Below are 13563 nucleotides of genomic sequence, written 5' to 3' on the forward strand. Positions count from 1 at the left end.
ATTAGGCATATACGCTGATTTTTTGTATAATCATTTGAGGGGAGGTGAATCATTTGTCTACAGTATTAGAACGTGTAACAAAAGTAATCGTGGACCGTTTAGGTGTTGAAGAAAGCGAGGTAACACTTGAAGCTTCTTTCCGTGATGATTTAGGTGCTGACTCATTAGACGTAGTTGAACTTGTAATGGAACTTGAAGACGAGTTTGATATGGAAATTTCTGATGAAGATGCTGAAAAAATCTCAACAGTAGGTTCTGCAATTTCATACATCGAAAGTAAATTAAACTAATTTCGTTAAAACTTTATTTAGCGAAAATGGATCACCTTTATAGATGTGATGGTCATCATAATACACAATGGTATTTATGATAGCATGAATAAAGTAGAAATAGTTTGTCTGCTTTGACTTGATAGAAGAAGCAGCTTCAATGAACAAAGATGTATTCAAAGGGGACGAAATAGATCGATTTTCGATCTATTGACGTCCCTTTTTCATGTTAAAAATCGGGGGCATAATGTCTAAAATTTTTTTGAACTGACGACTGGAGTTAACCAAAAATCGTCCCACAAGCATTCAACTTTCATTTTAGAGGAGATCATTTTCTATGAATAAGATAAATTTTCGAAAAAATTTCCAAAACATTGTGTTTAAGCCGAAATACTTTTGCATAAACGCCTTGAAAAAGGTACACTAAAACGGTAGAAACTATTAGGAAGGCAGATTTGTTCAATGGCTATGAAAAGAAAAGGAACTATGCAGAAATCTGGCGTACTTCCTGAAAAAGTACGCAACCAATTCGAGCTGTTACAGCATGAATTAAATATCACTTTTATTAATAAAAATTTATTGTATCAAGCATTCACGCATTCATCTTATGTGAATGAGCATCGCCGTAAGCTATTTACGGATAATGAGCGTCTTGAATTTTTAGGAGACGCAGTACTTGAACTATCTGTTTCTAAATATCTTTTTGAGAAATACCCAAATATGAGCGAGGGTGAGTTAACAAAGTTAAGAGCTTCTATCGTTTGTGAGCCATCACTAGTTATTTTTGCGAATGAATTAGGCTTTGGACGCTTCGTGTTACTTGGAAAAGGTGAGGAATTAACAGGTGGTCGGGAACGCCCAGCGCTACTTGCGGATGTGTTTGAATCATTTGTAGGTGCACTCTATCTAGATCAAGAATTACAAACGGTCGTGTCGTTTTTAGAGCGTATCGTGTTCCCAAAAGTAGAAGTAGGTGCTTTTTCGCATGTGATGGATTTTAAAAGTCAATTGCAAGAAATGGTACAACAAACTAATAATGGACTTCTTCATTACGAAATAATCGATGAAAAAGGCCCAGCACATAACCGTACCTTTGTATCAAGCGTATTATTGAACGGGCAAGAGCTTGGTATTGGTCGTGGAAAATCAAAAAAAGAAGCCGAGCAGCAAGCTGCACAATGTGCAATGCGAATGATGCGTGAAGAAGCTGCAAAAGAGGAGGCTTAATAGATGTTCCTAAAACGACTAGAAGTGATTGGCTTTAAATCCTTTGCGGAGCGCATTGGAATTGATTTTGTACCCGGTGTTACAGCGGTTGTTGGACCAAATGGCAGTGGAAAAAGTAATGTCACAGATGCGATTCGTTGGGTACTTGGGGAGCAATCGGCAAAGTCGTTACGTGGAGCAAAGATGGAAGATGTTATTTTTGCTGGCAGTGACTCTCGTAAGCCACTCAACTTTGCAGAGGTAACACTTATATTAGACAATACTGACGAGCAACTTGCTTTTTCTTATACAGAAGTCAGCGTAACAAGACGCGTATACCGTTCAGGTGATAGTGAATATTTATTAAATAACCAACAGTGTCGCCTGAAGGATATTACGGACTTGTTTATGGATTCAGGGCTTGGGAAAGAGGCATTTTCAATTATTTCTCAAGGCCGTGTTGATGAAATCTTAAATAGCCGCCCTGACGACCGTCGTTCGATTTTTGAAGAGGCAGCTGGCGTTTTAAAGTATAAAATAAGAAAGAAAAAAGCAGAGCATAAGCTTGTAGAGACAGATGAGAATTTGTATCGTGTATTAGATATACTCCATGAATTAGACAACCGATTAGAGCCGCTTGAAATGCAGGCTTCTAGTGCGAGAGACTATGTCCAAATGTCTACCGAGCTAAAAGATTTTGATATTGCCATTCTTGTGCATGATTTTAAAAATTGTGCACAATCTTTGCATGCACTAAAAGCTGAATTTACCGAGCTGTCTGCAACTGAGCAACAACAAGCTCAAAATATTGCAACAATCGATATACAGACAACCAATATTCGCAAGTTATTAAAAGAACTTGATGATTATTTGGATGTTTCACAGGCTGATCTTGTCAATGCCACAATGGAGGTAGAGCGTTGGGATGGTCGTAAGGCACTAATGGCTGAAAAACGACAAAATGCTTCCAATCAACTACTGCAGTTGAATGCGACATTACAAGAAGCAAAAGAAGAAGTAGACGTACTGCTTGTACAAGAACAGGAGAAAAAAGAAGCATTTTCAGAGAAACAGCAAGCACTCTCCATACTCAAGCAGAGCATTAAACAGTTAGAACAGTCATTAAATCGTTCTGTTACGGAAATTGAACAAGAAATTGAAGAACAAAAAAATCGATACATTGATTCATTGAATGAAGAAGCAACTATTAAGAATGAATTGAAAAATATCGATCAGCAATTAGCGCAACAAAAGGCTATGGCAGCAAGAATGTCCAATCAAACTGATGAAATTGGACAGGAGCTTACGCAAATTGTTGCTGAGAAAGAAAAGCTAGTCGCTGAACACACTTCCACAACAAATGATTTGCAAGCTAAGCTTGAACAATATGAGTCGCTGCAAGTTCAGTTAAAAAATACAAATTCTTCCTTTGCTGAGAAACAGGATATGCTGTATAAAGCTTATCAGCATCAGCAGCAATTAAAGGCGAGAAAAGATACATTAGCCGAGTTGGAAGCCGATTTTTCAGGATTTTTCCAAGGAGTTAAAGAAGTTTTGCTTGCTCGTGATAAAGGTGAATTACAAGGAATTGAGGGGGCTGTCGCTGAATTACTACAAGTTGAGGGGAAATACTCTCAAGCGATAGAAACAGCTTTAGGTGCAGCCTCTCAGCATATTGTCACAACGAATGAACGACATGCACAGCAAGCCATTCATTGGTTAAAGCAAAAACGAGCTGGACGAGCTACTTTTTTACCAAAAACCGTGATGAAGTCACGTAAAATTAATCCAGCTACGATCCAATTAGCGATAGAGCATCCAGCTTTTATTCAAATAGCAGATGCGCTTGTGACATTTAATGAAGATAATCGTACAATTGTTGAAAATCTTTTAGGGCATGTCATTGTGGCAGCAAATCTGGAAGGGGCCAGTCAAATCGCTCGATTATGTGGTTTCCGATACCGAGTGGTCACACTTGATGGAGATATTGTCAATGCAGGGGGTTCTTTAACGGGTGGTGCTATGAAACAGCAATCCTCACTCTTTACAAGAAAAGCCGAATTAGATGATTTAATCCTCAAGCTAGAGTCATTACAGGATTCCATTTATAGTGCTGAACAGGCTGTAGCAACCGAAAAAGACAAGCTTGCAACACTTCGAGATCAAGTAGAACAGTTAAAGCTTGAAGGAGAGCAATTACGAAAAGATGAGATGCAACAGGCTGGTCGTATCCGCGAGTTAGAGGTTGTTGAAAAAAGCTTATCAGCCCGAGTATCTTTTACTTCAACTGAAACTCAAGATGTAAAAACACGTGAGGAAGCATTGTTATCACAAAAGCAAGAGGCAATGGAGCGATTAAACGCACTAGCCGATGAGCTTGTCGAAATCAATGATACTGTCGAGCAATTAAGTAAGGTAAAGCTACAAGGTGAGACAGAGAAGGACGTATTACGAGAGCAACTAGCGGAAAAACGTTCACAATTAGCAGTAATGCAAGAACAAATGTCGCAAGTTCAAATTTCCACTGCTGAGCTAGCACTACAATTGAACAAAGCTCAACAAAAAGTTGAAAATATTTCTCAGGAAATATTATGGCTTCAATCCGATGAATCGACAAATCATTTAAGTGATGAAGAGGTTGAGGAGCAGGTAATCACATGGAAAGCGAGAAGAGATGCCTTACAAGAGACTATTTCTCGAAAGAAAGAGGAGAAGGTAGGGCAACAACAAGAACTCACAACATTAGAAGAACAACTGAAAGAAATGCAACGTATACATAAAGGATACCTTGAAGCAATACGTGCAAATGAGTTGAAACAAAGCCGTTTAGAATTTGAAATGGATAATTTCAAAGAACAACTCGAAGAAAACTATCAGTTAACATTTGAAGAGGCAGAGGAAGAAGCTCTTTCGATAGAAGACGAAGAGTTCGTACGACGCCGTGTGAAACTGTTGAAAAAATCCATTGAAGAGCTTGGTCCTGTTAATTTAGGGGCGATTGAGGAATATGAACGAGTACTTGAACGTCATACATTCTTAACTGAACAACGAGAGGATTTACTTGCTGCACAGGAAACATTGCATGAAGCCATTAAAGAAATGGATGAAGAAATGACATTGCGCTTTAGTGAAACGTTCTATGCAATACGAGAACAATTTAAACTTGTTTTCCGTGAATTGTTTGGCGGTGGGCAAGCGGATTTAGTGTTAATTGATCCGCAAAATTTACTAGAAACAGGCATTGAAATAGTGGCACAACCTCCAGGGAAAAAACTACAAAATTTAAGTTTGCTTTCTGGTGGTGAGCGAGCACTGACAGCAATTGCCTTATTATTCTCTATCCTAAATATACGACCTGTACCATTCTGTATTCTCGACGAAGTAGAGGCGGCTTTGGATGAGGCTAATGTTGTGCGCTATAGCCAGTATCTAAAAAGATTTAGCCGTGACACACAATTCATTGTTATTACACATCGTAAAGGGACGATGGAGGGAGCTGATGTCTTGTATGGTATAACAATGCAAGAATCGGGTGTATCAAAACTCGTATCAGTAAAATTAGAAGATGAACCCGTACTTGCGGAGCAAAGGAGCGAACAAGCATGAGTTTTTTTAAGCGTTTAAAAGATAAATTAATGGGAAATCCAGCCGAGGAAGAAAAACTAGAGGCGCTTGACAATGAGCAGGATGCTGATCTTCAAGAGCTAGATCTAGATGAAGCAAACGAAACGGCTGCTATTGAGACTGTTGATGTAGAAGTGGTTGAGCAAATAGAAGAATCTCCAGAGATGGAAATTGTGAAAGAAGCAGCAGTAGAACCTTCAACTGAAATAGAAAAAGAACAACCAGAAATACAGCCAGAAGTACAAGATCTGGAAGTACAAGAGCTAGCAGTTATTGAGGATACACCAGTAGAGGAGAAAAAGCCTTCTGCTTGGTCGATTACACAAAAATTCAAGGCTGGTCTTGAAAAAACACGTAATTCCTTTACTTCTAAAGTGAACGACCTTGTTGCGCGTTATCGTAAAGTGGATGAGGATTTCTTTGAAGAATTAGAGGATTTATTATTACAAGCTGATGTCGGCTTTGAAACAGTTATGGAGCTAATGGATAAACTGCGTTTCGAAGTACAACGTAAAAATATAAAAGATACGAACGGTATCCAAGCCGTGATTTCTGAGAAGCTTGTAGAAATTTATGAGCAAGGTGAAGAAGATTTAATTGATCTAAATATGCAGCCAGATGGTGAGCTGACAGTTATTCTATTTGTCGGAGTAAATGGCGTTGGAAAAACGACAACGATCGGCAAACTAGCGCATCGCTTAAAAACACAAGGGAAAACCGTTGTTTTAGCTGCTGGTGATACGTTCCGTGCTGGTGCGATAGATCAATTACAAGTATGGGGAGATCGTGTCGGTTGTGAAGTTATCAAACAATCTGAGGGCTCTGATCCAGCGGCAGTCATGTATGATGCGATTCGTGCAGCCAAAAATAGAAAAGCCGATGTATTAATTTGCGATACAGCTGGTCGCTTGCAAAACAAAGTGAACTTAATGAATGAACTTGAAAAGGTACATCGTGTCATTTCACGTGAAATTCCAAATGCGCCACATGAAGTATTATTAGCATTAGATGCCACAACAGGCCAAAATGCACTTGTGCAAGCACAAACATTTAAAGAAGCAACGAATGTAACAGGTATTGTCTTAACGAAGCTAGACGGTACAGCTAAGGGCGGGATTGTGCTTGCTATTCGCAATAAGCTGCACATTCCTGTGAAATTTGTTGGTCTTGGTGAGAAAATGGATGATCTACAGCCATTTGATGCTGAACGATATGTTTATGGTTTATTTGCCGATGGTTTGGATAAAGAATTAGAAAATAATGAAGATTAACAGCGAACATCGCTGAGTAATTTTATAAAACGCTCGACTGTGTATAGGTGAATTGACTTGTTTAAAAGAGTAATACTTGTTTAAAAGAGTAATACTTGCTAAAGGCGTAAAATATGCCTGCAAGCAGACATTTAAGCTTTTAGACAAGGGGATTACCTTGACACAGACGGGCGCTTTTCGTTATGATACAAATGACTAATAGCGGGAGGAGAAACATTCGATGCTACTTGAAAAAACAACACGCATGAACTTTCTCTTCGACTTTTATCAAGCATTATTAACAGATAAGCAAAGAAGTTATATGGAACTATACTATTTGGATGATAACTCTCTAGGAGAAATCGCTGAATCGTATGGAGTTTCACGCCAAGCTGTTTACGATAATATTCGTCGAACAGAAGCGATGCTTGAGGAATATGAAGAAAAATTATGTTTACTTGAAAAATTTCAACAACGTACCCAAATGCTGTCACAGCTTACAATGGGGATTACAGAGAAAAGTATGACAGATGAACAGCAGTTAGCACTTATTGAACAGCTGAAAGAATGGGATTAGGAGGCGAAAGCAATGGCTTTTGAAGGATTAGCGGAACGACTCCAAGGAACGATCCAAAAGATTAAAGGCAAAGGGAAAGTATCAGAGCAAGACGTTAAAGAAATGATGCGAGAAGTCCGATTTGCTTTAATCGAAGCGGATGTTAACTTAAAAGTAGTCAAAGAGTTTGTGAAAAAGGTAAGTGAGCGTGCTGTCGGTGTTGAAGTTATGCAAAGCTTAACACCAGGGCAGCAAGTTATTAAAATCGTACAAGATGAATTAACGGAATTAATGGGTGGCGAACAAAGCCCTATTAAGTTTAATACAAAGCCGCCAACAGTCATTATGATGGTCGGTTTACAAGGTGCGGGTAAAACGACGACTACAGGAAAACTGGCAAATGTCTTACGGAAAAAATTTAATCGTAAGCCGTTACTAGTTGCCGCAGACGTTTATCGCCCAGCAGCCGTTCAACAGCTACAAACATTAGGTAAACAGTTATCATTACCTGTTTTTGCTTTAGGAACCGAGGTATCTCCAGTAGAAATTGCTCGTCAAGCAATCGAATTGGCAAAGGAAGAGCATCATGATGTGGTGATTATCGATACGGCTGGTCGTCTTCATATCGATGAAGATTTAATGCAGGAATTAAAAGATATTCGTGCATTAAAAGAGCCAGATGAGGTATTCCTTGTTGTCGATGCTATGACAGGTCAGGATGCTGTCAATGTGGCAGAAAGCTTTAATGAGGCCATTGGTATTACAGGCGTTGTTTTAACAAAACTTGATGGTGATACTCGTGGTGGTGCTGCATTATCCATCCGTTCTGTAACGCAGAAACCGATTAAGTTTGTCGGTATGGGTGAGAAAATGGATGCGCTAGAGCCTTTCCATCCAGAGCGTATGGCGTCTCGTATATTAGGTATGGGAGATGTTCTGTCGCTGATCGAAAAGGCGCAAGCAAATGTAGATGAAGCAAAAGCCAAAGAATTAGAAGAAAAATTCAAGTCCCAAACCTTTACATTTGATGATTTCGTTGAACAATTACAACAAGTCAAAAAAATGGGGCCACTTGATGAAATTTTAAAAATGCTCCCAGGTGCAAACAAAATCAAAGGCTTGGATAATGTAAAAGTAGATGATAAACAAATGGGGCGTGTAGAGGCCATTATTTACTCGATGACCCCTGCTGAAAAGACCAACCCAGAAATCATAAATGGTAGCCGTAAAAAGCGTATTGCTAAAGGCTCTGGGACATCTATTCAAGAGGTGAATCGTCTCATTAAGCAATTCGATGAAATGAAAAAAATGATGAAGCAAATGACTGGAATGGCAAGTGGTAAAGGCAAGAAAAAAATGAAATTACCAGGCTTTGATTCATTGTTTAAATAATAATTTTTAGGTGTTAAGAAAAAACACTTTACAAACAACCTAAACATTGATAATATACTATCTTGTGTGAAACTTATTCGGAGGTGCTATTAAAATGGCAGTTAAAATTCGCTTAAAACGTATGGGAGCTAAAAAATCTCCTTTCTATCGTATCGTAGTTGCAGACGCTCGTTCACCACGTGACGGTCGTCAAATCGAAACAGTTGGTACTTACAACCCACTAACTCAACCAGCTACTGTAAACATTGATGAAGAGAAAGCTCTTAAATGGTTAGCTGACGGTGCAAAACCATCAGATACAGTGCGTAACCTGTTCTCAGAACAAGGTATCATGGAAAAATTCCATAACCAAAAATTCAGTAAATAATCGGGGGCGACGTCTTTGAAGCAGCTGATTGAAGCAATCGTTTTACCGTTAGTCGATTATCCAGAAGAAGTTCGTATTGAGACGGATGAAAATGCAAATCGAATTGTTTATAAACTTTTTGTTCATCCAGAGGATCGAGGGAAAGTCATAGGCAAGCAAGGGCGAGTAGCGAAAGCGATTCGTACAATTGTTTATTCAGCGGCAGGTAGTCACCATCAAAAGAAGACCTACGTCGATATATTGGATTAATAGAAAAGATTTTCACGCTCTTGCAACAAGTACAAATGAGTCCTGATAGGTGTGTTTACATGTCGCTTAGGAGTTCAAAGTGGCTTTTAGCATGAAACGTAAAATCTGGACAAAGAAGGAGGGAGCTTGTAGGTTCCTTCCTTTTTTTATCTTGTTTTAACAGCAGCATGTATCTAGTACTTCTGTTTAAGCAGAACAGAAAACTGTTATAACGATTACAGCTAAAGGGTATTGCTTATATTAATAATGACAAGACAAATCAGTCTTAGCTAAAACGACATTCTTCCAAGCACATCTGTAAGCGATGATAAATGAGCGAACGGTAGCTATTTATTGGGTGAGCAGGATGCTTTATGGAGAGAAGTTTTTTACGAGGTGAAAGTTGAATGGAATGGTTTAATGTAGGTCGTATTGTCAATACACACGGTATTCGTGGTGAGATACGTGTATTATCGACAACAGACTTTGAAGAAGAGCGTTTTGCAGTAGGAAATAAACTTGCTGCCTTTAAAAAAGACGATAAGAAGCCAACCTGGGTAACGATTGGTTCGGTGCGTCGTCATAAAAACTTTATTCTTTTAACTTTTGAAGGCATGAACAATATCAACTTGGTTGAGCCGTTTAAAGAAGGCATGCTGAAAGTAACAAAAGATCAAATGACAGATGATCTACTTGCAGAAAATGAATTCTTTTTCCATGAAATAATAGGCTGCACAGTTATTTCTGAAGAGGGCGAAACAATTGGTGTTGTGGCAGATATCCTGCAAACAGGAGCAAACGATGTATGGGTAGTTAAAGGCTCGAAGAAAGAGCATTATATCCCTTATATCGAAGATATCGTAAAAGATATTGATGTTGTAGATAAAAAAATTATCATCCATGTAATGGAAGGCTTATTATGATGAACATTCATGTATTAAGCCTGTTCCCTGATATGTTCTCAGGCGTTTTTGGTGCATCTATTTTAAAGAAAGCGCAAGAAAAAGGTGCTGTAAAGCTAGAGGTCACGGATATTCGTACATTTTCAGGGAACAAACACAAGCAAGTCGATGACTATCCATATGGTGGTGGTGCGGGTATGGTTTTAAAGCCTGAACCTATGTTTAGTGCAGTGGAGGCCATCACTGCTGGCAAACAACCACGTATCATTTTAATGTGTCCACAAGGTGAACGATTCACCCAGAAAAAAGCAGAAGAGCTAGCACAAGAAACGGAGTTAGTGTTCTTATGTGGTCATTATGAAGGCTATGATGAGCGTATACGTCAGCACCTCGTGACAGACGAGATTTCCATTGGCGATTTCGTGTTAACAGGTGGGGAATTAGGCGCTATGACTGTTATTGATAGCGTAGTTCGATTGTTGCCTGGTGTCTTAGGGCAAGAGAATTCGCATATCCAGGATTCTTTTTCAACGGGTCTACTTGAGCATCCACATTATACACGACCTGCGGAGTTTCGTGGGATGAAGGTACCTGATGTTTTAGTATCGGGGAATCACGCTAGAATCGAGCAATGGCGAGAGGAACAATCGCTGAAAAGAACTTTTGAGCGCCGTCCTGACTTATTGGAGCATTATCCATTAACAGACAAGCAAAAATTGTATCTAGAAAAACTAAAAAACAATCATCAAGATGCTTGATTGCCTGCTCTATTTATGATAACATCTAATCTGTACTTCTATGTGAAGTGCTGAATTACGGTGTTCCGCTGTGGCATAGATTGCGTGCAAGAGCATCTGTCTAAGGAGAGAAAACAATGTCAAACATTATTACAGAAATTACAAAAGCTCAGCTTCGCACTGATCTACCAACTTTCCGTCCTGGTGATACTGTTAAGGTACACGTGAAAGTAGTAGAGGGTACTCGTGAACGTATCCAACTTTTCGAAGGTGTAGTAATTAAACGTCGTGGTGGCGGTATTAGCGAAACTTTCACAGTTCGTAAAATTTCTTACGGTGTAGGTGTTGAGCGTACATTCCCTGTACACACACCAAAAATCGCTAACTTAGAAGTTGTACGTCGTGGTAAAGTACGTCGTGCTAAACTTTACTACCTACGTAATCTACGTGGTAAAGCTGCTCGTATTAAAGAAATTCGATAATTATGACTTAAAAGTGAGGGGCTTGTGTTCAAGCCCCTTTTCTTTTTGCTTGTCATCTTTATTCACTATCATCTAAAATAGTGTTAGACAAGGGGGCAATTCTCAATGGAAAAACAAGTGAAAGAAAAGAATGAATTATGGGAATGGACAAAAGCACTATTAATTGCATTTGCGATTGCTGCAGTGATTCGATATTTTTTATTTACACCCATTGCAGTTGATGGAGAGTCCATGATGCCAACCCTTGAAGATGGCGACCGGATGATTGTGAATAAGATTGGTTATAAAATAGGTGAACCAAAGCGTTTTGATATCGTTGTATTTCATGCACCTGAACAAAAAAATTACATAAAGCGTGTAATAGGACTGCCAGGAGATACGCTGGAATATAAGGACGATCAATTATATATTAATGGTGAACCAATAGATGAGCCCTATTTAGATGCATATAAAGCGCAAATTGCTGGGGGGACCCTAACAGAAGACTTTACCTTAAAAGATATTGATGTTTCCGTGGATACTATTCCAGAAGGATATGTTTTTGTCATGGGGGATAACCGTCGAAATAGTAAAGATAGTCGTCATATTGGCCTTGTTGAACAAAAGGAAATTATTGGTAATACAAGTTTGATTTTCTGGCCATTTAGTGACATAAAAATTGTAAAGTAATGCAAGAAAGGGAGAGCTTAATCACTCCCTTTTTCTTTTAGTTTAGGAGGTATAGCTATGACAATACAATGGTTTCCAGGGCATATGGCGAAAGCCCGACGTGAAGTAACGGAAAAATTAAAGCTTGTCGATATTATATTTGAATTAATAGATGCACGTTTACCGCTATCCTCACGTAATCCGATGATCGACGAAGTGATTAACCAAAAACCACGTCTTTTAATTTTAAATAAAGCGGATATGGCAGATGAGCAAGAAACACGTAAATGGGTAGAATATTTTGCACAACGTGGTCATAAAGCCGTAGCCATAAACTCACTTGAGGGTAAGGGCTTACAGCAAGTAACAAAAGCGGCGCAAGAAATTTTAAAAGAGAAATTTGATCGCATGAAGGCGCGAGGTATGAAACCTAGAGCTATTCGTGCCATGATTGTTGGAATACCTAACGTAGGGAAATCCACACTGATTAATCGCTTGGCGAAAAAAAATATCGCTAAAACCGGAAATACACCAGGTGTAACAAAAGCACAGCAATGGATTAAAGTTGGTAAAGAGCTAGAGCTACTGGATACACCAGGTATTTTATGGCCAAAATTTGAAGATCAAGAAGTAGGCTTTAAATTAGCTTTAACTGGTGCGATTAAGGATACCATCACAAATATGGAAGATTTAGCTGTCTATGGCTTGCGTTTCTTATCCGATCATTATCCAAAGCGTATGGAGGAACGTTATGGTTTCGAATTTATCCATGAGGAGCTAGTGGATACTTTTGATCATATTGGCAAGCTACGCCGTGTATTTGGACCTGGCGGAGAAATTGATTATGATCAAGTAGCACAGCTGATTGTTCGAGATATACGCGGCTTACAATTAGGCAAACTGACCTTTGATTTTGTTGATGAACAGCTAAAAAAAGAGGCTGAACAATTATAAGTATTGAAACTGTCACATGTTCTTTTGTGACAGTTTTTCTTTTAGGAATGAATTTTCTTACCGATAATGACTATAGAGAGGAAAATAGTTTTCAAATGAAAGAGACTACATAAAAAACTGAACATGATATAGTTTTATTGAGTAGAAGCAAGAAGGAGCACTTAAATGAAAACCATTAAAGAAATTAACACTGCATTGAAAGGTGCAGAAGAATGGCAAGATTGGATGATAGAAATAGCAACGGATGAAAGAACAGGTGTACAGAAGGCGTGGCATACTTGGCAAAAACGACAAGATAAAAAACGTCAATTACTGCAAGAACATCAAGCGAAAGTAGCATTTGATTTAAGCTATGGGAGTATCGATACATTGGTTGCGGGTGTAGATGAAGCAGGACGTGGACCATTAGCGGGACCTGTTGTGACAGCAGCTGTTATTTTACCTACAAATTGTGAGGCCCTTGTTGGTCTGAATGATTCAAAGCAATTATCAAAGGAGAAACGAAACGCCTTTGCAACGTTAATTAAAGAGCATGCCATTAGTTATTTTGTTCATTTCCAATCCGCTCAGCAAATCGATGCACTGAATATATACGAGGCCACCAAACAATCTATGAAAGTAAGTGTAGAATCATTGGCGACAAAGCCTGATGTAGTTTTAGTAGATGCTATGACATTACCCATTTCGATTCCTCAGGATTCAATTATCAAAGGGGATGCCAAGAGCTTAGCAATCGCAGCTGCCTCCATTCTAGCTAAAACAGCCCGAGACGATTATATGGAGCAACTAGACAAAGAATTTCCTATGTATGGCTTTGGGCAACATGCAGGCTATGGGACAAAGCAACATTTAAATGCATTGGAAGAATATGGACCAACAATTCACCATCGTAAATCATTTGAACCGATAAAATCAATGATTCAATAAAGCTACAGAATGGGACAATGA

At 38.8% G+C, this 13563-nt stretch carries 14 protein-coding genes; all 14 read left to right on the plus strand.

Annotated features, from left to right (window positions below; all coding sequences use genetic code 11):
* The first annotated feature begins 53 nt into the window (after nucleotides 1-53).
* Nucleotides 54-290, plus strand: a complete 237-nt coding sequence (gene acpP, locus NV349_RS04955) for an acyl carrier protein (RefSeq protein WP_036124798.1) — start codon at nucleotides 54-56, stop codon at nucleotides 288-290.
* Nucleotides 291-731: 441 nt separating this feature from the next.
* Nucleotides 732-1496: a ribonuclease III gene (gene rnc, locus NV349_RS04960; RefSeq protein WP_036124796.1), complete on the plus strand. Its 765-nt coding sequence runs from the start codon at nucleotides 732-734 to the stop codon at nucleotides 1494-1496.
* Between the two features lie 3 nt (nucleotides 1497-1499).
* Nucleotides 1500-5081, plus strand: a complete 3582-nt coding sequence (smc, locus tag NV349_RS04965; RefSeq protein WP_058843498.1) for a chromosome segregation protein SMC — start codon at nucleotides 1500-1502, stop codon at nucleotides 5079-5081.
* On the plus strand, nucleotides 5078-6370 hold the full coding sequence (ftsY, locus tag NV349_RS04970) for a signal recognition particle-docking protein FtsY (RefSeq protein WP_036124791.1): 1293 nt from the start codon (nucleotides 5078-5080) through the stop codon (nucleotides 6368-6370). The genes smc and ftsY overlap by 4 nt, the downstream gene beginning before the upstream one ends.
* A 220-nt stretch (nucleotides 6371-6590) precedes the next feature.
* Nucleotides 6591-6926 (plus strand): putative DNA-binding protein, encoded by a 336-nt coding sequence (locus NV349_RS04975; protein ID WP_036124788.1) that lies wholly within the window; start codon nucleotides 6591-6593, stop codon nucleotides 6924-6926.
* Nucleotides 6927-6938: 12 nt separating this feature from the next.
* Nucleotides 6939-8297 carry a signal recognition particle protein gene (gene ffh / locus NV349_RS04980; RefSeq protein WP_036124787.1) on the plus strand — a complete coding sequence of 453 codons (1359 nt, stop codon included), beginning with the start codon at nucleotides 6939-6941 and terminating at the stop codon, nucleotides 8295-8297.
* A gap of 94 nt (nucleotides 8298-8391) precedes the next feature.
* The gene (rpsP, locus tag NV349_RS04985; RefSeq protein ID WP_004269411.1) at nucleotides 8392-8664 is read left to right on the plus strand and encodes a 30S ribosomal protein S16; all 273 of its coding nucleotides are present in this window, start codon (nucleotides 8392-8394) and stop codon (nucleotides 8662-8664) included.
* Between the two features lie 15 nt (nucleotides 8665-8679).
* Nucleotides 8680-8913 (plus strand): KH domain-containing protein, encoded by a 234-nt coding sequence (locus NV349_RS04990; protein ID WP_004269410.1) that lies wholly within the window; start codon nucleotides 8680-8682, stop codon nucleotides 8911-8913.
* Nucleotides 8914-9299: 386 nt separating this feature from the next.
* On the plus strand, nucleotides 9300-9815 hold the full coding sequence (rimM, locus tag NV349_RS04995) for a ribosome maturation factor RimM (RefSeq protein WP_036124784.1): 516 nt from the start codon (nucleotides 9300-9302) through the stop codon (nucleotides 9813-9815).
* On the plus strand, nucleotides 9815-10552 hold the full coding sequence (trmD, locus tag NV349_RS05000) for a tRNA (guanosine(37)-N1)-methyltransferase TrmD (RefSeq protein ID WP_036124836.1): 738 nt from the start codon (nucleotides 9815-9817) through the stop codon (nucleotides 10550-10552). The genes rimM and trmD overlap by 1 nt, the downstream gene beginning before the upstream one ends.
* 116 nt (nucleotides 10553-10668) lie before the next feature.
* The gene (gene rplS / locus NV349_RS05005) at nucleotides 10669-11013 is read left to right on the plus strand and encodes a 50S ribosomal protein L19 (protein WP_036124783.1); all 345 of its coding nucleotides are present in this window, start codon (nucleotides 10669-10671) and stop codon (nucleotides 11011-11013) included.
* Between the two features lie 105 nt (nucleotides 11014-11118).
* A complete protein-coding gene (gene lepB, locus NV349_RS05010) occupies nucleotides 11119-11682 on the plus strand; it encodes a signal peptidase I (RefSeq protein WP_036124779.1) in 564 nt (187 codons plus the stop codon).
* 57 nt (nucleotides 11683-11739) lie between these two features.
* Entirely contained in the window at nucleotides 11740-12615 is an 876-nt protein-coding gene (gene ylqF, locus NV349_RS05015) for a ribosome biogenesis GTPase YlqF (protein ID WP_036124777.1), read from the plus strand.
* Nucleotides 12616-12780: 165 nt separating this feature from the next.
* Nucleotides 12781-13542 (plus strand): ribonuclease HII, encoded by a 762-nt coding sequence (locus NV349_RS05020; protein WP_036124775.1) that lies wholly within the window; start codon nucleotides 12781-12783, stop codon nucleotides 13540-13542.
* Nucleotides 13543-13563 lie beyond the last annotated feature (21 nt).

The organism is Lysinibacillus sp. OF-1, assembly GCF_028356935.1.
Classification (GTDB): Bacteria; Bacillota; Bacilli; order Bacillales_A; family Planococcaceae; genus Lysinibacillus; species Lysinibacillus fusiformis_D.